The 21,338-nt window shown below is 44.8% G+C and carries 15 protein-coding genes and 1 pseudogene; 14 read left to right on the top strand and 2 right to left on the bottom strand.

What is annotated here, in order from left to right; all coding sequences use genetic code 11:
- The first annotated feature begins 61 nt into the window (after positions 1-61).
- Positions 62-2,149 (top strand): S9 family peptidase, encoded by a 2,088-nt coding sequence (locus tag F7D73_RS06025; protein ID WP_228117652.1) that lies wholly within the window; start codon positions 62-64, stop codon positions 2,147-2,149.
- Between the two features lie 92 nt (positions 2,150-2,241).
- Here the strand turns inward: F7D73_RS06025 and F7D73_RS06020 are convergent, their stop codons facing one another.
- On the bottom strand, positions 2,242-3,813 hold the full coding sequence (locus F7D73_RS06020; protein ID WP_153123058.1) for an Rne/Rng family ribonuclease: 1,572 nt from the start codon (positions 3,811-3,813) through the stop codon (positions 2,242-2,244).
- Positions 3,814-4,159: 346 nt separating this feature from the next.
- Positions 4,160-4,447 (bottom strand): HU family DNA-binding protein, encoded by a 288-nt coding sequence (locus F7D73_RS06015; RefSeq protein ID WP_153123056.1) that lies wholly within the window; start codon positions 4,445-4,447, stop codon positions 4,160-4,162.
- A 167-nt stretch (positions 4,448-4,614) separates the two neighbouring features.
- On the opposite strand from F7D73_RS06015, the gene F7D73_RS06010 reads away from it, so the two are divergent.
- The 13 genes and pseudogenes from F7D73_RS06010 to F7D73_RS05950 form a co-directional block, all read left to right on the top strand.
- Positions 4,615-5,448, top strand: coding sequence for a TPM domain-containing protein (locus F7D73_RS06010; RefSeq protein WP_153123054.1), 834 nt, complete (start codon positions 4,615-4,617; stop codon positions 5,446-5,448).
- Between the two features lie 70 nt (positions 5,449-5,518).
- Positions 5,519-6,100 (top strand): LemA family protein, encoded by a 582-nt coding sequence (locus tag F7D73_RS06005; RefSeq protein WP_153123052.1) that lies wholly within the window; start codon positions 5,519-5,521, stop codon positions 6,098-6,100.
- A gap of 242 nt (positions 6,101-6,342) precedes the next feature.
- Positions 6,343-7,800: a pyruvate kinase gene (gene pyk, locus F7D73_RS06000; protein ID WP_153123050.1), complete on the top strand. Its 1,458-nt coding sequence runs from the start codon at positions 6,343-6,345 to the stop codon at positions 7,798-7,800.
- A 194-nt stretch (positions 7,801-7,994) separates the two neighbouring features.
- A complete protein-coding gene (locus tag F7D73_RS05995) occupies positions 7,995-8,795 on the top strand; it encodes a polysaccharide biosynthesis/export family protein (RefSeq protein ID WP_153123048.1) in 801 nt (266 codons plus the stop codon).
- A gap of 61 nt (positions 8,796-8,856) precedes the next feature.
- Positions 8,857-10,761 (top strand): glutamine--fructose-6-phosphate transaminase (isomerizing), encoded by a 1,905-nt coding sequence (gene glmS, locus F7D73_RS05990; protein WP_153123046.1) that lies wholly within the window; start codon positions 8,857-8,859, stop codon positions 10,759-10,761.
- A 108-nt stretch (positions 10,762-10,869) separates the two neighbouring features.
- Positions 10,870-12,753, top strand: a complete 1,884-nt coding sequence (locus F7D73_RS05985; protein WP_153123044.1) for an amidophosphoribosyltransferase — start codon at positions 10,870-10,872, stop codon at positions 12,751-12,753.
- A 75-nt stretch (positions 12,754-12,828) separates the two neighbouring features.
- Positions 12,829-13,905, top strand: coding sequence for a glutamine-hydrolyzing carbamoyl-phosphate synthase small subunit (carA, locus tag F7D73_RS05980; protein ID WP_040553026.1), 1,077 nt, complete (start codon positions 12,829-12,831; stop codon positions 13,903-13,905).
- A 12-nt stretch (positions 13,906-13,917) separates the two neighbouring features.
- Positions 13,918-17,151 (top strand): carbamoyl-phosphate synthase (glutamine-hydrolyzing) large subunit, encoded by a 3,234-nt coding sequence (gene carB / locus F7D73_RS05975; protein ID WP_153123042.1) that lies wholly within the window; start codon positions 13,918-13,920, stop codon positions 17,149-17,151.
- A gap of 191 nt (positions 17,152-17,342) precedes the next feature.
- Positions 17,343-17,717: a DUF1016 N-terminal domain-containing protein gene (locus F7D73_RS05970; protein ID WP_228117651.1), complete on the top strand. Its 375-nt coding sequence runs from the start codon at positions 17,343-17,345 to the stop codon at positions 17,715-17,717.
- 112 nt (positions 17,718-17,829) lie between these two features.
- On the top strand, positions 17,830-18,063 hold the full coding sequence (locus F7D73_RS05965) for a DUF2442 domain-containing protein (RefSeq protein WP_153123040.1): 234 nt from the start codon (positions 17,830-17,832) through the stop codon (positions 18,061-18,063).
- 1,187 nt (positions 18,064-19,250) lie between these two features.
- A complete protein-coding gene (locus F7D73_RS05960) occupies positions 19,251-19,940 on the top strand; it encodes a hypothetical protein (RefSeq protein ID WP_153123038.1) in 690 nt (229 codons plus the stop codon).
- A 293-nt stretch (positions 19,941-20,233) separates the two neighbouring features.
- Positions 20,234-20,517, top strand: a pseudogene (locus F7D73_RS05955) (AAA family ATPase); the annotation flags it as partial.
- Between the two features lie 554 nt (positions 20,518-21,071).
- Positions 21,072-21,338 (top strand): Arm DNA-binding domain-containing protein (locus F7D73_RS05950; protein ID WP_262884618.1); only part of this gene is annotated, 267 nt, incomplete at its 3' end.

The raw sequence follows: 21,338 nt of genomic DNA, 5'->3' as shown, positions 1-21,338 counted from the left end.
TTGCAGAAAATCAAAAAATATTTGTTACTTTTGCATCTAAAGATAAATATTTATGGGTTATATGAACAAGAGATTGATGTTTTCGGCAGCACTCATGATGGTGCTGCTTTCGGCAAACGCTCAGAAAAGAGCGTTTACCATCGAGGATTTGTACAAGGTGAAGGGCGTTTCTTCGGTGAGTCTTTCGCCTGATGGTAAGACTGTTTGCTACACTGCCAGTTCTTCCGACCTGAAGAACCAGAAGTCTGGCTCCGACATTTATATCATGAATGCGGATGGCTCTCATGCCAAGGCTCTTACCGAGAATGGGAAAAGCAGTTCTGCCGTGTGGAGCAAGGACGGAAAGAGTATCTTCTTCACTAATTATGAGAAAGGGGCAGCTCAGATTTATCGCATGAATCTGGCTACCTGCGAGACGGAACAGGTTACTGATTATGAGTTAGGTATCGATAACCCAGTCATTTCTCCAGATGAGCGATATATCGCCTTTACAGCCGAGGTGTATCCCGACCTGGGGGCTGATGCCAAGGCCAACATAGCCCGGATGGAGAAAAAGGAGCAGGGACCTGTGCAGGCGCATATCGCCGACAAGTTGCTCTACCGTCATTGGACGAGCTATAGCGATGGTAGATGTAATCACCTTATCCTTTTCGATACACAGACGAAGACTTACAAGGATCTGACTCCGGGCAATTATTCGCTGATATTCATGGTCGGGGGTGGAATCACCTATCATTTTTCTCCAGACAGCAAGGAGATCTGTTTCGTATCCAATCATGATGAGCATCAGGAGGCTAGTACCAATGCCGATCTGTGGACGGTTTCTGTGAATGGGGGAGAAGCGGTTTGCATCACTAGTGAAAACAAGGCATGGGATGGTACTCCAACCTATTCGCCTGACGGCAAGTATATCGCTTACCGTTTGCAGCAAGTGCCTGGCTATGAGTCTGATCGCTTCCGTCTTGCCATCTACGACAGGGCTGCAAAGAAGTCTACCATCCTGACAGAAAAGTTTGACAACTGGGTGGATGATTACAAATGGGCACCAGACAGCAAGAGTATTTTCTTCCTGGGTGAGGTGCAGGGCGCTCAGCCGCTCTACAAACTTGACATCGCCAAGAAAACCATCTCGCCGGTATTGACTGGCAAGGCCATCTCGGAGTTCGATTTCGACAACAAGGGTATGGTATATTATACCTATAGCACGACAGGCAAGCCATCGGCTCTCTATCGCCAGCAGATGAAGAAGTGGAATGGAACTCCTGTGGCTAGCGGCAAGGAGCAGCAGATTACCTTCCTCAACCAGCAGTTGGAGGATGAGGTGGATATCCGCCCATCTGAGAGTATCTGGGTGGATGGTGCTGGCGGCGACAAGGTACAGGTGTTTATCGTGAAGCCACACAACTTTGATGCCAGCAAGAAATATCCGCTTATCATCAATGTGCATGGCGGACCGCAGATGCAATGGATGAATTCCTTCCGTGGAGACTGGCAGGTTTATCCTGCTGCCGGTTATGTGGTGGCTTATCCTAATCCTCACGGTTCTGCGGGATATGGTCAGGCCTTTACCCGTGCCATTTCCGGTGATTGGGGTGGAAAGGTATTTGAGGATGTGATGAAGGTTACCGATAAGTTGGCAACTTTGGAATATGTTGACTCCACGAGGATGGGAGCGATGGGATGGTCGTATGGCGGCTATATGATGAACTGGCTACAGGGACATACCAAGCGATTCAAGTGTCTGGCTTCCATGATGGGCGTATATGACCTGCGTTCGATGTGGGGCAGTACTGAGGAAGTATGGTTTCCTAACTTTGAGTTGGAGGGACAGCCTTACAATTCCGACCTCTATGAGAAGTGGTCGCCATCCTCATACATCAAGAACTTCTCAACGCCAACACTCGTGATGACGGGCGAGTTGGACTATCGTGTGCCTTATACCCAGAGTTTGCAGTACTTTACAGCATTGCAGACCTTGAACATTCCTTCGCGACTGATAGTCTTGAAGTATGATGGTCACTGGCCAAGCAATCTGAAGTCGATGCCGCTCTATTACAATGCGCACCTCGATTGGTTCCATCGTTATCTCGGTGGTGCTCCTGCACCTTGGGACACAGAGAAAATGGTAAATAACGAGATAGAGTTCTAGACTGTCTTATATATAATAAGGTATAAGCAAGAAAAATAAAAGCTCCATTCGTATCTGATTGCGAATGGAGCTTTTTTCTTAGAATTAAAAATTTACTTTGTTTCCTGTTCTTCCTGCATATCCAGATACTGGTTATCCTGATCGTAGAACTCATACTGGAGGAATGCCAGTTTCTGAGATGGAATCACATTGAAGCCGAAACCATACTTAAACTGCCATCTCCGTTTCAGGGAAATGAAGCCCTTGTTGATGAAGGCAGCTACGTAAGGATTTACGTACAAAGTGAATTTCTTGACGCCAATCTTGTTGACTAGGCGGTCGATTTTTCTTTCCAACTGGTCGGTGAAGAGAATGCTCGATTTGATTTTGCCCGTGCCGAAGCAGGTTGGGCAGGTTTCCTCTACGTTTACGTCCATCGCAGGGCGAACACGCTGGCGGGTAATCTGCATCAGTCCGAACTTGCTCAAAGGAAGGATGTTGTGCTTGGCACGGTCCTTCTGCATATTCTTGCACATGCGTTCATAGAGCAACTGTCGGTCTTCTGCAAGATTCATGTCGATAAAGTCGACAACGATGATGCCTCCCATATCTCGGAGACGCAACTGTCTTGCCAACTCATCGGCAGCGCCGAGGTTTACATCGAGAGCATTTGCTTCCTGACCTTTCTCACGAGTACGATTGCCGCTGTTTACATCGACAACATGCAAAGCTTCGGTGTGCTCAATGATGAGATATGCACCATGCTTGTAGTTGACAACACGACCAAATCCAGCTTTAATCTGCTTGGTGATGCTGAAGTTGTCGAAGATAGGCACCTTACCAGTGTAGAGCTTGACTATGCCCGCCTTTTCAGGGGCTATTAGAGAAACATAGTCTTTTACATCGTTCATTACTTCTTCATCGTTGACGAAGATGTTCTCGTAAGATGGGTTAAACAAGTCACGCAAGAGAGCTACGGCTCTTCCAGTCTCCTCGAATGCGAGTTGCGGGCGCTGCTGGGTCTTCTGTACCTTGGCGATAGCATCCTCCCATCGCTTCACCAGGACTTTCAGCTCAGCATCGAGTTCAGCGACTCTCTTACCCTCAGCCACAGTGCGGACGATAATACCGCAATTCTTTGGTTTGATGCTGTGCATGAGTTGCTTGAGTCGGGAACGTTCTTCACCGCTTTTGATTTTCGACGAGACAGAAACTTTATCACCGAATGGCATGAGTACCAAGTATCGACCAGCGAATGAAATTTCGCCCGTGAGTCGAGGACCCTTGGTAGAAATTGGTTCCTTAACGATTTGTACCAGCACTTCCTGTCCTGTTTTCAAGACATTCTGAATGCTTCCGTCCTTTTCCAGTTCTGGCTGCTTGCTGGCTTTAGAGAATGGGAAAAGTTTCTTTCTGTCGCTCTGTACTTGTTTAAGGTACTTCTGGTAGGAATTGAAATGACTTCCTAGGTCAAGATAATGAAGAAAGGCGTCGCGTTCATAACCTACATCTACGAAGCAAGCGTTAAGACCTGGCATCAGTTTCTTAACTTTTGCGATATAGATGTTTCCCACAGAGAACGAGGCCTCACGAGGTTCATTCTGATATTCTACCAGCTGTTTATCCTCCATGAGTGCGATAGAGATGTCCTTCTGTTGGACGTCAATTACAACTTCGCTTGTCATAGTCTTCAATTAATCTTTTTACACATTAAACTTATTGGTTACTAGAAGAAAGTCTTAGTAATCAATTTAGTAGTTACTAAAAAGGGGCATGCCTATCCCTTTTGATACGACACGCCCCCTCAGTCGACGAACTGACTGAGAGCAAATCAGCTTAAAAAAGCTTACTTGCTCTTATGTCTGTTCTTACGTAATCTTTTTTTACGCTTGTGAGTAGCCATCTTGTGGCCCTTCTTTTTCTTTCCGTTTGGCATGATTTTAAAATTTTAAAATATTGTTATTATAATAAATGATATCTCGCTAAAGAAATATTCTCTAGATTATAGCTAAAGTAAATCGACCTCTGCGATTACTTAGCTGCGTTCTGCATCTCCTCGATGAAACTCTTAGAAGGCTTGAAACTTGGCAAGTCGTGAGCTGGGATGGTGATGGTAGTATTCTTAGAGATGTTACGAGCAGTCTTTGCTGCACGATGCTTGATGTTGAAGCTACCGAAACCGCGCATAAATACGCTATCCTTCTTCTCGATCAGGCACTTCTTGACTTCGTCCATGAATGCCTCTACCACAGTGCTAACCTCTTTCTTAGGAATACCTGTGTTCATCGATACTTCGTTGATGATATCTGCTTTTGTCATTTCTTGTATATTTTGTTTATTTTACTTATTTATCTTAAATCGGTGTGCAAAGATACAAGTTTTTTATGATATAACAAAATAGTTAAGGCTTTTTTTGCAAAAAAAATGCTCTAAGTATTTGCATATTAGGTTTTTATTCTGTATTTTTGCATCAAAAATGAGAAATTATGGCTTTTAAGAGATATTTTACACTGATTGTGTTTGTGGCATTCGGCATCTTGTCGTTGGCTGCCAAGAGGGAATGGAAAGCGGATGATGTGCCGATTCCTTTCCTGCAGGATTCTACGCAATATGTTTCCGATCCTGATGGCTATGTGGATAAGGCGCAGAAGGATTCTGCCAATTTCTATCTGCAGAAGTTGAAGTTGGAATGTGGTGTGCAGAATGTGCTTATCATTGTGGGCAAGGTGGATAATCAGGATGCTTTCCGGATGGCACAGGATGTGGGCAATAAATATGGTATCGGATATAAGAAAAGCCGAAGAGGATTGGTCGTCGTCATCGCTGTAGAAGACCATAAGTATTTTATCGCTCCCGGTAGTGGACTGGAGGGCGAGTTGACGGATGTGGACTGTGATGATATCGCTAGGGCTTGCATCGTGAAGAACATGCGGGAAGACAATCCTGGAGAGGCGGTTGCCTCCGTGAGTCGTGCTATATATAATAAGGTGAAAAGCGGACGCACCGGAATTGAGTCGGTAGACGAGGGGACTGTGAATGATGAAGAGGATTGGGCACTGGTTGTTATCCTGTTCCTTCTCTTTTTCGGAATCCCGATCTATTACCTCATCCGTTACATCCTGGAGCAGGTAGGTTTGGTAAAGCCAAGACCGAAGGGCAAGGGGAGAAACCAGTCGCGGAGAAGAAATGATGATGACGACTGGTTGCCGCCGTTCTTCATGGGCGGCGGAGGATTCTCTGGCGGTGGAGGAGGCGGCTTCTCTGGCGGATCCTTTGGCGGCGGAACTTTTTCAGGAGGTGGCTCCGGAGGAAGCTGGTGATAGTTAGTAGTTTACGCAGGTAATCAATAGTCAATAATATAACAATGTATAATTAATAAATAAAAGGATTATGAAGAAAACAGGATGGATTATCTTAGGCGTCATCGTTGTGTTGGTGCTATGGGTATTCAGTGGTTATAATGGTTTGGTAGAGAAGCAGGAGCAGGCTACTACCGAGTTGGCAAACGTACAGACTCAGTATCAGCGTCGTGCCGACATGATGCCACAGTTGGCTAAGATCGTGAAGGCGTATGCCAAGCATGAAAAGGAGACTTTCGAAGCTGTAACCAAGGCTCGTGCAGCTGTTGGTCAGGTTAAGCTGGATGCTAGCAATCTGACAGAAGCTAAGTTGAAGGAATATACGGCAGCTCAAGGAGAATTGGCGAATGCATTCTCCAAGTTGATGGTTGTTGCGGAAAAATATCCGGAGTTGAAGGCTAGCGAGAATTTCAAGTCTTTGCAGATTCAGGAAGAGGGTACCGAGAATCGTATCAGTGAAGCCCGTCGCAAATATAATGATGCTGTTCAGGCTTATAATCAGACAGCTAGAAAAATGCCAACTGCCCTTATTGCTGGTATTTTCAATTTCCAGACCATGCCGAAATTCGAGGCAGCTGCAGGAGCAGAGAAGGCTCCAGATTTGGATCTCTGATTCTGATAAAAATGATATGGAATTGTTTGTAGAATGATAGTCTAGCCAAAAGGAGAAATTCCTTCCTGGCTAGATTTTTTGTTGTAATCTTCTTTCAAACTGAAAGTATCGCAATATTTTATATATATTTTATAATTAAGATGATATGTTTTTCAGAAATTCTTTGTATCTTTGCACAAAATTTGGGAAATGTGATTGAAAAGTCACGATAATATTGAAATTTCAATAAGGTAATTACGAATATGAAACAAACAAAGATAGTTGCTTCCATCAGTGATCGTAGATGCGATCAAGATTTTATCCGAAAACTGTTTTTTGCAGGTATGAACGTGGTTCGTATGAATACTGCCCATGCCACAGAAGATGGTATCCGTACCATTGTTAAGAATGTTAGAGCCGTGTCTCCACATATTGGTATCATGATTGATACTAAGGGACCTGAGGTGCGTACTACTGACGTCAAGGAACCTATACATTATAATATAGGTGACGTGGTGAAAATCTTCGGTCGTCCGGAAATGGAGTCTTCTCACGATATCGTGAACTTAAGCTATCCAGATATTGCTGCTGACGTAAAGGTGGGTGATGACATCTTGTTTGATGATGGCGAACTCGACATGAAGGTGATGGAGGTTCAGGGACCTATGCTTGTGGCAGAAGTTCAGAACGAGGGTATGCTGGGTGCTCATAAGAGTGTGAATGTACCAGGTGAGCATATCGATTTGCCTGCACTTACAGAGAAAGACCGTAAGAATATTGAGTTGGCTATCGAATTGGATATTGATTTCATTGCTCACTCATTTGTGCGTAGTGCAGCAGATGTAAAGGCTGTTCAGGACATCTTGGATGCTCACAACAGTGATATCAAGATTATTTCTAAGATTGAAAACCAGGAGGGTGTAGATAATATTGATGAAATCATTGATGCTTGCTACGGCATCATGGTTGCCCGTGGTGATTTGGGTATTGAGGTGCCTATAGAGAAGATTCCGGGTATCCAGCGCCGAATCATCGCCAAGTGTGTGAAGGCTCAAAAGCCAGTTATTGTGGCTACCCAGATGCTTCATACCATGATTAAGAATCCGCGTCCTACCCGTGCAGAGGTAACTGATATTGCCAATGCTATCTTCTATCGTACAGATGCCTTGATGCTTTCTGGAGAAACTGCTAGCGGTAAATATCCTGTAGAGGCAGTTCAGACTATGGCTCGTATTGCCGAGCAGGCAGAGAAGGATAAGTCACCTCTTAACGACATCAATCCTATGGATGGCGGTAAAATAGACCAGAAACTCTTTTTGGCTCACGCTGCTATTGAAGCTACCAAGCAGTTGGGCGTGGCTGGTATCATCACTGATGGTGAAACCGGTCAGACCGCACGCGATTTGGCTGCCTTCCGTGGCCCAAATCCTGTACTTGCCATCTGCTATAAGGAGAAGCTTCAGCGCTGGTTGAACCTGAGCTATGGCATCATTCCTATTCATCAGAAAGATCATGTTTCTGCTAAGGATATGTTCACAGCTGCTGTGCGTATGCTTCGTCAGAAAGGATATCTGCAGGAAGAGGATAAGATAGCATACTTGAGTGGTAGCTTTGGCGAGGGTGGTGGCACTACCTTTGTTGAAATCAATAAGGTAAAGAAGATCTTCGACAATAGCTATACTTTCAATCTGCCATCAAATGGAATAGAAGACAAGAAATAAAAAGCCGTCTGGTTTTCGCTTCATGAATGCAATTTGGGGTGAATTATAGTACTCTTTTCTTTGCGGATGAAGCCAAAAAGGCTACATATTTCATAAAAAATAAATATTTCTGAAATTATTGGTGCAAAATATTTGCAGCATTCAAAAAAATGCTGTATTTTTGCACCAATAATGTATAACGAAATTTGTTTGTGATGAAAAAATTCATTCTTTCAGCGCTTGTCGCTTTAACTATGGTCTTGATGCTCGGCAGTTGCGGTAGCACCAAGAGCGTGGCTTATTTTCAAAACATTGATTCTATCAGTTTAGCGGGTTCTAGGATTCTTTATGAGGCAAAGATTATGCCTAAGGATGAACTGACCATTACCGTGATTACCACAGATCCAAAGGCTGCGATGCCTTTCAACTTGTCTGTTTCTAATACAATTGGTACTGGTGGACAGTTGAGTACTTCTGGTGGAACATTGCAGGGCTACCTGGTAGATAATCATGGTAATATCGAGTTTCCTGTTGTTGGGACACTGCACGTAGGAGGCATGACCAAGAAAGAGGCCGAGGATCTTGTAAAGAGCAAGGTAAAACCTTATTTGGCAGAAACGGAAAATCCTATCGTCACTGTTCGTATGGCTAGCTATCATGTCTCGATATTGGGTGAGGTTACCAAGCCTGGTATAATTTCAGTACCACAGGAGAAGATGAGTATCCTTGAGGCTTTGGCGCAGGCTGGTGACTTGACAATCTACGGTAGACGTGATAATGTGATTCTGATTCGTCAGGATGCACAGGGTGAGAAACATTACCATCGTTTGAATCTTAATGATGCTAATGTCATCAGTTCGCCATTCTATTATCTTCAGCAGAATGATATTATCTATGTTGAGCCTAACAAGGTAAAGGCACAGAATTCTGCTATCGGTTCTTCCACTACATTGGTTATGTCGGGATTGAGCATTTTGACATCTATAGCCTCTTTGGTGGTCAATATCTTGCGATAAGTGAAAGAGAGAAAAGGTCAGGAATAACAAACAGATTTACAACATATAAAGATATATAAGTATGTGTGGCATAGTAGGATATTTAGGTAAGGGAGACGCTTATCCAGCTCTCATCAAGGGGTTGAAGCGTTTGGAATACCGCGGGTATGACTCTGCGGGTGTAGCCCTTATTAGCAATGATGGCTCTTTGAACGTATATAAGGCAAAGGGCAAGGTGGCAGATCTTGAAGCGTTCTGCTCAGACAAGGATATTTCTGGACATGTGGGTATCGCTCATACTCGTTGGGCTACACACGGAGAGCCTTCAGCTGTGAATGCTCATCCTCATTATTCTTCCAGCAAGAATCTTGCCATGATTCATAATGGTATTATCGAGAACTATGCCGACATCAAGAAGAACCTGATTGCTAAGGGTGTGGAGTTCAAGAGTGAGACCGATACAGAGGTCCTCGTACAGCTCATCGAATACATTCAGGTGAAGAAGGATCTTGATCTGTTGACTGCCGTTCAGGTAGCGCTCCGTCAGGTGATTGGCGCTTATGCCATCGCTATTCTTGACAAGCGTCACCCTGACCAGATTATTGCTGCCCGCAAGCAGAGTCCATTGGTTGTAGGTATCGGTGAGGACGGAGAGTTTTATCTCGGTTCTGATGCCAGTCCTATCATCGAATATACTGATAAGGTGGTTTATCTGGAGGATGGCAACATCGCTGTGATGCGTCTCGGTCAGGAATTGCAGGTAGTAAACATCCAGAACGTAAAGCTCAACCCTGAGGTGCAGACCGTGGACATTGACCTTGGTCAGATAGAGAAGGGCGGTTTCCCTCACTTCATGCTGAAGGAAATCTTCGAACAGCCTGAGTGCCTGCGCAACTGTATGCGTGGTCGTGTGGTGAGCCGCACCGTGGAAACCCGTGTGATGACAGATGGCGACGATACAACCTGCAAGACGGAGACAGAGATGGGCGTAGTGCTCAGCTCCATCACCGACCATCGCCAGCAACTCCTCAATGCCAAGCGAATCATCATCGTGGCTTGTGGAACATCATGGCACGCCGGACTCATCGGCAAGCAGATGATAGAGAATTACTGTCGCATCCCAGTGGAAGTGGAATATGCATCAGAGTTCCGTTACCGCAATCCTGTGGTAACGAAGGATGATGTCGTCATCGCCATTTCCCAGAGTGGTGAAACCGCTGATACCCTGGCTGCCATCAAGCTTGCCAAGGAGAGCGGTGCGTTTATCTATGGTATCTGTAACTCTATCGGTTCTTCCATCGCACGAGAGACAGATACGGGTACCTATATTCACGTAGGTCCGGAGATTGGTGTTGCCTCTACCAAGGCGTTCACCGGTCAGGTTACCGTCCTTATCCTCCTGGCACTTGCCATTGGTAAGGAGAGGGGAACCATCAGTGAAAACGAATATCAGAAGATTACAGAGCAGCTTTGGAACATTCCTGCCAAGATGAAGGAAGTGTTGAAGCTGAACAATAAGATAGCTGACTTGAGCCGTACCTTTACGTATGCGCGCAATTTCATCTATCTGGGTCGCGGATTCCAGTATCCTGTAGCCCTTGAAGGTGCATTGAAGTTGAAGGAGATTAGCTACATCCACGCTGAAGGTTATCCTGCAGCGGAGATGAAACATGGGCCTATCGCATTGATAGACAGCGATATGCCTGTGGTAGTTATTGCTACCCACAACTTCATGTACGAGAAGGTCTTGTCTAATATCCAGGAAATCAAGGCCCGTCAGGGTCGTGTCATTGCCATTGTGAGCAAGGGTGATGAAACTATTTCCAAGATTGCCGACGAAGTGATTGAACTCCCTGAGACCTTGGAGTGCCTGGAGCCATTATTGGCTACCATTCCTTTGCAGCTGCTGGCTTATCATGTAGCTGTATGTAAGGGCAAGGATGTTGACCAACCTAGAAATTTGGCCAAGTCAGTTACTGTCGAATAAAAAATAAAGGGAATCGTCGTTTCTTGACGTTTCCCTTTTTTTGGAGGGGTATCCCTTCGCAGTAGGTATATTCAAATTTAACTAAATAAGATAAAGGATAATTGAGAGATGGAACCATTGAAACATGAATGTGGCGTAGCAATGATCAGATTGCTCAAGCCATTGGAGTATTACCAGCAGAAGTACGGCACCTGGATGTACGCACTCAACAAACTCTATCTGATGATGGAGAAACAGCACAACCGTGGACAGGAGGGTGCTGGTATGGCTTGTGTCAAACTGGGCGGAAAGCCTGGTCATGAGTATATGTTTCGTGAGCGTGCAGAGGGTAAGAACGCCGTGACGGAGATCTTCGGCAAGGCGAATGCCAACTTCAAGAACCTGACTCCCGAGCAGCTTGCTGATGCTAAGTTTGCCAAAGAGGAACTGCCTTTCGCAGGCGAACTTTACATGGGACACCTGCGCTACAGTACCACCGGAAAGAGTGGTATCCAGTATGTGCACCCATTCCTGCGCCGCAATAACTGGAAGGCGAAGAACCTCTGCCTTTGCGGCAACTTCAACATGACCAACGTAGATGAAATCTTCCAGGAGCTGACCAAGCAGGGCCAGAGCCCACGCATCTACAGCGACACCTACATCATGCTCGAACTGATGGGCCACCGACTTGACAGAGAGGTGGAGCGAAATTTCGTGGCAGCAAAGGCGATGGAGATGGAAAACACCGACATCACCAACTACATCGAAGACCACGTGAAGATGAGCAACGTGCTCAAGACCACGATGAAGGACTTTGATGGCGGTTATGTGGTCTGCGGTATCACCGGTTCGGGAGAGATGTTCTCCATGCGCGACCCTTGGGGCATCCGTCCTGCTTTCTACTACAAGAACGATGAAATCGTAGTAGTAGCCAGCGAGCGCCCTGTGCTTCAGACCACCTTCGACCTGGAGGCAGAGGATGTGCAGGAGCTGATGCCGGGTACGGCACTTCTCGTGAAGAAGAACGGCGAGTGCACCATCGAGCGCATCATGGAGCAGAAGGGTGATTCTGCCTGCTCATTCGAGCGCATCTACTTCAGCCGTGGTTCCGACAAGGATATCTACCAGGAGCGTAAGCAGTTGGGCGAGCAGTTGACCCAGCCTATCCTGAAGGCAGTGGATTACGATGTTGATCACACCGTGTTCAGCTACATCCCGAACACAGCCGAGGTGGCTTACTATGGAATGTTGAGCGGTTTCAAGAAGTATCTCAACGAAAGCAAGATAGAACAGATTGCCAACCTCGACCATATTCCATCTAAGGAAGAATTATACGATATTCTCGGCGATTTCGTCCGTTCGGAGAAGATTGCATGGAAGGATATCAAGCTCCGTACCTTCATCACCGAGGGCAACAGCCGCAACGACCTGGCGAGCCATGTGTATGATGTAACCTACGGAAGCATCGAGCCGAATGTGGATAATCTCGTTATCATCGACGACAGTATTGTGCGCGGTACAACCCTGAAGGAGAGCATCCTCCGCATCCTCGACCGTCTGCATCCTAAGAAGATTGTAGTCGTATCCAGTGCCCCTCAGATCCGTTATCCGGATTATTACGGCATCGATATGGCAAGACTGGAAGAGTTCTGCGTGTTCCGTGCGGCAATCCAGCTTTTGAAAGAGCGCAAGATGGAGGACCTCATCGAGCAGACCTACGAGGCATGCAAGGCAGAACTTGCCAAGCCGAAGGAGGAGCAGGTGAACCCGGTACGTGCCATCTACAAGCCATTCACCATCGAGGAAATCAACGAGAAGATAGTAGAGATGCTCCGTCCGGAGGGCATGACCACTCCTATCCAGCTCGTGTTCCAGAGCATCGAGGGTTTGCGCGAGGCAATTCCAAACCACAAGGGCGACTGGTATTTCACCGGTCATTATCCAACCCCAGGCGGCACGAAACTCTGCAACCAGTCGTTTGTGAACTATATCGAAAACGTTTATCATAAATAAGTGAAGAGAAAAGAACGAAGAGTGAAGAATTCATTTGCTCTTATAAGTATGAAATAAAAGAATCAAATGTCAGATATGAAAAAAGTAACCTTAGTTTTGAGCGATGGAACCAAGTTCCATGGCAAATCTTTTGGATATGATGCTCCTGTAGCGGGCGAGGTTGTGTTCAACACAGCCATGATGGGATATCCAGAGAGTTTGACCGACCCTTCTTACGCCGGTCAGTTGATGACACTTACATTCCCTCTCGTGGGCAACTATGGTGTGCCACCATTTACTTTCGAGGAGAATGGTTTGCCAACCTTCATGGAGAGTGACAAGATTTATGCTTCTGCCATCATCGTGAATGATTACAGCGAGCAGTATAGCCACTGGAATGCAGTGGAGAGTCTTGCCGACTGGTTGAAGCGCGAAAAGGTGCCAGGAATCACAGGCATCGATACCCGTGAGTTGACTAAGGTGCTTCGTGAACATGGTGTGATGATGGGTAAGATTCTCTTTGATGATGAACCAGACAACATACCTGAGGCTAACTACGAGGGTGTAAACTTCGTTGACCAGGTGAGCTGCAAGGAGATTATCCGTTACAACGAGGGTGCCGGCAAGAAGGTGGTTCTCGTTGACTGCGGTGTGAAGGCAAACATCATCCGTTGCCTCATCAACAGAGGCGTTGAGGTGATCCGTGTGCCTTGGAATTACGATTACACAGATATGGATTTCGACGGACTGTTCCTTGCCAATGGTCCTGGCGACCCAGACATGTGTGAGGATGCAGTAAACATTATTCGCAAGCAGATCAGCCAGAGCCGCAAGCCTATCTGCGGTATTTGTATGGGTAACCAGTTGCTTTCCAAGGCTGCCGGTGCTACTATCTACAAGTTGAAGTATGGTCACCGTTCACACAACCAGCCAGTGCGCATGGTAGGAACCAACAATTGCTACATCACCTCTCAGAACCACGGTTATGCCGTTGATGCCAAGACATTGGGCAACGACTGGGAGGAACTCTTTGTAAATATGAATGATGGCTCTAACGAGGGTATCCGCCACAAGGTGAACCCTTGGTTCTCAAGCCAGTTCCACCCAGAGGCTTGCTCAGGCCCTGTGGATACAGAGTTCATGTTTGATAAGTTTGTAGAAACACTTAAATAATTAGGAAAAAAGATGAAAGACGAAAATATAAAGAAGGTGCTCCTCTTAGGTTCTGGAGCCTTGAAGATCGGTGAAGCAGGTGAGTTCGACTACTCAGGTTCGCAGGCCCTGAAGGCATTGCGCGAGGAAGGTATCGAGACTGTGCTCATCAACCCGAATATCGCAACCGTACAGACATCAGAAGGTGTTGCCGACCAGATTTACTTCCTGCCAGTGCAGCCATACTTCGTAGAGCGTGTCATCCAGAAGGAGAAGCCAGACGGTATCCTCCTCAGTTTCGGTGGCCAGACTGCCCTCAACTGTGGTGTGGAACTCTATCGCCAGGGCATCCTGGAAAAATATAATGTCAAGGTGTTGGGTACTCCAGTTCAGGCTATCATGGATACTGAGGACCGTGAGCTCTTCGTAGAGAAGCTGGATGAAATCAACGTGAAGACCATCAAGAGCGAGGCTTGCGAGAACATCGAGCAGGCCCGCAAGGCCGCTGCCGAGCTCGGTTATCCTGTCATCATCCGTGCTGCTTACGCCTTGGGTGGACTCGGTTCTGGTTTCGCTGACAACGAGGAGGAGCTGAACAAGCTCGCTGAGAAGGCCTTCTCATTCTCTCCACAGGTATTGGTAGAGAAGAGCTTGAAGGGCTGGAAAGAGATTGAGTATGAGGTGGTTCGCGACCGTTACGACAACTGTATCACAGTTTGTAACATGGAGAACTTCGACCCACTGGGAATCCATACCGGTGAGAGTATCGTTATCGCTCCATCTCAGACCCTGAGCAATGCTGAGTATCATAAGCTCCGTGCCCTCGCCATCAAGATTATCCGTCACATCGGAATCGTGGGTGAGTGTAACGTGCAGTATGCCTTCGACCCTAAGAGCGAGGATTATCGTGTAATCGAGGTGAATGCCCGTTTGAGCCGTTCATCAGCCTTGGCATCTAAGGCTACCGGTTATCCTCTTGCCTTCGTTGCAGCCAAGCTCGGTATGGGTTACGGTCTGTTCGAGTTGAAGAACTCTGTAACCAAGACCACATCAGCTTTCTTCGAGCCAGCATTGGACTACGTGGTTTGTAAGATTCCTCGTTGGGACTTGTCTAAGTTCCGTGGCGTAGATAAGGAGTTGGGTTCATCTATGAAGTCAGTAGGTGAGGTAATGGCCATCGGCCGCAACTTCGAGGAGGCTATCCAGAAGGGGCTTCGTATGATTGGTCAGGGCATGCACGGTTTCGTAGAGAACAAGGAGCTTGAAATCGATGATATCGATGCAGCTTTGCGCGAGCCAACAGATAAGCGTGTGTTTGTGATTTCAAAGGCTATGCACAAGGGCTATACCGTAGATCAGATTCACGACTTGACCAAGATTGACAAGTGGTTCCTGGAGAAGTTGAAGCACATCATCGACATCGACGAGGAGATGAAGAAGTGCAACATCAATACCATCGGTCAGGATCTGCTCCGTTCTGCTAAGGTTTATGGTTTCACCGACTTCCAGGTTGCTCGTGCCGTGGGCTTGGAGCAGGAGTTGGGCAACATGCACAAGGCTGCCCTGCTGGTTCGCAACAAGCGCAAGAGCTATGGCATCCTGCCTGTGGTGAAGCAGATTGATACCCTGGCAGCAGAGTATCCTGCCCAGACCAACTACCTCTATGTAACCTACGCAGGCGTGAAGAGCGACATCAGCTTCGAGAACGACCACCGTTCTATCATCGTACTCGGTTCAGGTGCTTACCGCATCGGTTCTTCCGTAGAGTTCGACTGGTGTGGCGTTCAGGCATTGAACACCATCCGCAAGGAAGGCTGGCGCTCAGTGATGATCAACTACAACCCAGAGACCGTATCTACCGACTACGATATGTGCGACCGTCTCTACTTCGATGAGTTGACCTTTGAGCGTGTGATGGATATCATCGAGATGGAGCAGCCTCATGGCGTCATCGTATCTACTGGTGGTCAGATTCCAAACAACTTGGCTATGCACCTGGATGCTCAGAATGTGCCAATCTTAGGTACTGCTGCCAAGGACATCGATAACGCTGAGGACCGTGCCAAGTTCTCTCAGATGTTGACCAACAACGGCATCAACCAGCCAGAGTGGAGCGCCCTGACCTCTATGGAGGACATCGACAACTTCATCGAGCGTGTAGGGTTCCCTGTATTGGTTCGTCCAAGTTACGTTCTTTCTGGTGCTGCGATGAACGTATGTTCTAACGAGGAAGAGTTGAAGCGATTCCTGCAGTTGGCTGCCAACGTAAGTGAGGATCACCCAGTGGTAGTAAGTAAGTTTATCGAACATGCTAAGGAGATTGAGATGGATGCTGTGGCAAAGAATGGCGAGGTGATTGCCTATGCGATTTCCGAGCACATCGAGTTTGCCGGTGTTCACTCAGGCGATGCTACCATCCAGTTCCCTCCTCAGAAGTTGTATGTTGAGACAGTTCGTCGTGTGAAGCGAGTAGGTCGTCAGATTGCCAAGGAGTTGCACATCAACGGTCCGTTCAACATCCAGTTCATGGCTCGTGACAATGATATTCTCGTTATCGAGTGTAACTTGCGTGCCAGCCGTTCGTTCCCATTCGTGAGCAAGGTATTGAAGATTAACCTCATCGAGTTGGCTACCCGCGTGATGCTCGGTTTGCCAGTAGAGAAGCCACACAAGAACCTCTTTGATCTCGACTATGTAGGTATCAAGGCATCTCAGTTCAGCTTCAACCGTTTGCAGAAGGCAGACCCTGTATTGGGTGTGGATATGAGCAGTACGGGTGAGGTAGGTTGCTTGGGCGACGATACATCTACCGCACTTCTGAAGAGTATGCTTTCTGTGGGTCATCGCATTCCAGCCAAGAACATCCTGCTTTCTACAGGTTCTGCCAAGCAGAAGGTAGATTTGCTCGATGCTGCCCAGATGCTGGTTAAGCATGGTTACAAGCTGTATGCAACCGGTGGTAGTAGCAAGTTCCTCACCGAGAACGGCATTGAGAACACCCGTGTGCTCTGGCCATCAGAGGAGGCAGAAGGCGGTGCGCCTAAGGCTTTGGAGATGCTCCATAACCACGAGATTGATATGGTAGTGAATATTCCGAAGAACTTGACCAGCAGCGAGTTGAGCAATGGTTACAAAATCCGTCGTGCCGCTATCGACCTGAACGTGCCATTGATTACCAACAGCCGTCTGGCGAGTGCATTCATCTATGCATTCTGCACTACCAAGCTTGAGGATATCGACATCAAGGCTTGGGGAGAGTATAAATAGCTCTTTATTTAAATAATTCTCGCCAAAAGAAGTCAACCGTTTTACAGCTGATCTTCTTATGGTGGTCAATGAAAACTTTTCATCAACAAAAAAGCTTGTCTGTAGTAAGTGATGCTATAGACAAGCTTTTTTTATGAAAAATCAAAAAAACTTGGACGTTATTTTTGCAATCGTCTGAAAAACAAGATGTATTGCAAGCAGATGAACTGCAAGCAGATGTACTGCTTTCTGTAAATCGTTCGCCATTGGCGAACGATTTGACAAATACAAGATTATATACCGATGTCTGCTCCATCATAGAGCAAGGCAGGAAGGAAGCTTATGCCTCCGTCAATCATAAGATGATAGAAACCTATTGGAACATAGGGCGACGCATCGTGGAAGAAGAACAGAATGGTGAGGCACGTGCAGAGTATGGGGTTCAGATCATTGCGCAATTATCTGAGCAATTGACACATCAATATGGTAAAGAATTTAGCAAAAGAAATTTGGCTTATTTTCGCCAATTCTACTTGACAATCAATGATATACGAATTTTGCAATCACGATTGCAAAATCTTACTTGACACATATAACAAAAGTTCTTCGTGTGGAAGACTCTATTGCCATTCGTTGGTATCTCGAAATGGCTTCAAAGGACATGTGAGACAAACAAATAATAACAAAACTTCCACCATTATGATACCAAGAATTAAGAAAATGTCAGTTCTCGATGACTATATCCTTTTCGTTGAATTCGATGATGGATATAAAGTGTTGTACGATGTGAAGGATGACATCAAGACGCTTCCTTCGTTTCGTGCATTAGTTGATGTATATGGCCTTTTTAAACAAGCCCAGTTGGACACCAGCCGAACTTGTGTATATTGGAACGACAAGATAGATCTAGCCAGCGACAGTATTTATGAGTGAAAGGCAGCATAATTAAAATCCCGGTTTCGTCATTCTTGATGATTCCCAATAGAAAAATCCCTGCTGTAGGAAAGGCTTCCTATGGCAGGGATTTTTTTGTAAAGAAACATATATAGGTTTACTTGTCAAACAACTCCTTTCTGTTTGCAAAAATACAACCAATATTTTGATTATGCAATTATGGTTTCACGAAGAATGTTGTTTTCTCAACATCAGATAATTGACTACGAGAATCAGTAAGATACAGGGCAATAACAATATGGGAAATAAACATGCAAGTAACATGATAGTCCCTAAATAATCACCTGCGGTTACAATTAAAGTCATTATCACTACGACAGTACAAAATGCCATTGCCATGCTTATTGACAGGGGAATCCAATGCAGCTTTGAACAGCACTTCCACCCAATAGTGGCAGTCAAGAGGGCGCAAGAAACACTCATTCCTCCTAGAAGTAGCAATTCAAATAGTCCTTTTACTTCAAATCTCATTACGACTACCACGGGAAACAACATTCCTATAATTCCCCAAATGAGCAGGAACTTGTCCCAAAAGAAATTTTGATTTAATTTCATGATGATTCTTTTTTGGTTGATTAAAAAATGGCATAATTACTATTCGCATAAGTCCTTGCTTTTTTCAATGCGCATCAAACTCACCATAGCAAAACATGTCGAACACCTTTATCTTGAAAATAACTTGACAGTATGCTTTCTGCCTTTGCTGGATATCTCGCTATGAGCAGGAAAAAACTTGTCGATGTCTTTGTTGTCTATAGTATGAACTTGTATCTTCTTGTCTTTTGTTTCCATATAGCTTTCCTTTCTTTTATTATTGTAGCAAAGATACGCTGAATATTCGAAACTACCAAACTTTTCTAGTAATTTTTGTGATTTATAGTCAAATGATAAGGGTGCACCAAAAAAGCAGTGGTAACTTTAGGTATGTCAAAATGAAGTCGTAACTTTGCAGCATCAAATAACTCTATAATCGAAAAAAACTTCAAAAGAAGTGATTTTCTCAGATTTTATTTGTACTTTTGCCATGTCATTCAGAGTTTTATTTGTTTTTAAATGCAACACTAAAATAAGTGAAATATCTGATATGGCAAAAATCTGTGCAACTTTTTGTTGCTAGGGTGCTTATAAAAAGTATTAAATTATAGTGTTGCGGAAATTAGGATAAGATGAAACGTTATTTAATTCTTTCACTTTGCATTGTATTTTCTATAACATGCTTAGGACAAAAAAGAGTGAACCGGCCTAAAGTTTATTTTAACAATGAAGGGGTAATACTTAACAAAGTTATTGGTTGGGCTTATGACCACAATACAGGTGAATGGATAGACTGGGTTAACTGCATAAAAGCTAAAAAACTTAGCAAAAAAATCAGAACTCAGACAAAACAAAATGCCATCTTCTTGTCAGATTGTTTTAACAATATTATTAGTCTTCAATTTAAAACTATAAAACTAAATAATATTCCTTATTATGTTTTGGTATGGGAAAAATATAACGGAGCATATAGATATCCTAATATTCGTGAAGATTGGCAATATTGGAAAGAAAAGATTTTCTTAATGTTTACCGAGGAAGATATGAAGAAACTTCGAAACCTTTCCAATTCACCAATTGTATTGAATCTTACAGCTCCAATGAAAAGTGAATTAGAAAGAAATATAATAGACGAAGACATCATCCAGACTTCTATGAGTAAGTTGTATCCACTGAAACTGTCTTTCATTATTTATAAAGCAACAGATGGTTGTTCTATCAGATTTAAGTTCATAAAGAACTCGCATGATGCGGACATTGACAAACAATATTTTGAAATAAGTGAAGCTGACTACCAAAAGTTTATCAATGTAAAGCCATAAGTAGCAGACTGCAAGAATAAGTTGGCTTGTGGAGATACTTGGTCAAACTAGCAGGACATATGCCAAGAGAAATCTACTGTAATGAGGATATATCTTGAGTGGCACCAAAAATAGGAACAGCCGTATGCCGAACGGCACGTACGGTGGTGTAAGAGTTCGGAAAACGAGAGTAGGAAGAAAACTACTTCGTTTTCCTGCTACTCGATTTTAACAAAAAAGCTGTGAAAACTTTGGTTGTTTCAAAAATAAAGCCGTAACTTTGCACATGTAAACTGGTTAAATTTCATTGCATGATGAAACAGCAAGTAAAACAAGTACCATACGGAGTATCTGATTTTGCCACGGTGATGAGTCAGAATCTATATTATGTCGATAAGACGATGTTTTTGCCAGAGCTGGAGAAGCACGCAATCTCTTCTTCATCCGTCCCCGTCGTTTTAGAAAAAGCCTGTTCCTCAGTATGCTCTACTCTTACTATGACTGTAATCAGAAGGAGAGTTTCGAAAAACTCTTCGGTAATTTGTGGATAGGCCAGCACCCTACATCCCTGCAAGGAATTTACCAGGTACTGTTCTTGGGTGATCTACCAGTTCATGATAGATTTTTTGGTATTTTTTGAATAGCTTTGGATTGGATTTCTTCCATTTCGTGATGACATCTTCAGCACTCTTGGAAGTAATGATTGTATAAATCATAAACTCGCAAAGTAATTGCTACAGATAACTCTATCTTATCATAAAACATGTCTTTATAACTCTATCTTTTATCACAAAACATCCTATTATAACTCTATCTTTTGTCATAAAAACACCCATTTATAACTCTATCTTTTAGCAAAGTTAACATAAAGCTCTAAAGCAGCCAAAGGAGAATAAGAGAGGTTGGAACGTAAACAGTTGGGAATGAGTAGATTTGCACAAAGTTGCCAAATCGGCATAAAGCAAGCGAGTGAGGAATATTGAAGTAGTTCAGTTACTAAATCGTGAGCCACAGTTACCTATGCAAAGCAGGTAACAATGCGGAAAGGCAACTTTGTGCATCAACGGATTTTATTGCGCTGATTCTCAATGTTTTGCGTATCAAGGAACGCTTACAAAATGATTATATTTGCACACTCAAAATGTAAGCGTTATGAAAATCGAAAAATTCAAGGTGTTGCTCTACCTAAAAAAGAGCGGAATGGACAAGAATGGAAAAGCTCCCATCATGGGACGCATCACGGTGAACAGGACTATGGCGCAGTTCTCCTGCAAGTTGTCTTGCACTCCATCGCTTTGGAATCCTCGTGCCAGCCGATTGGAGGGCAAGAGCAAGGAAGCCGTGGAAACCAACAAGGACATCGGGCAGTTGTTGCTTTCCATCCAAAAGGCTTTCGATGTGCTTGTGGAAAAGAGAACG

It is taken from the genome of Segatella copri (genome assembly GCF_009494395.1).
In the GTDB taxonomy this organism is placed as follows: Bacteria; Bacteroidota; Bacteroidia; order Bacteroidales; family Bacteroidaceae; genus Prevotella.
Note: the sequence above shows the minus strand (reverse complement) of the source record. Positions and strands in the feature narration are given on the sequence as shown.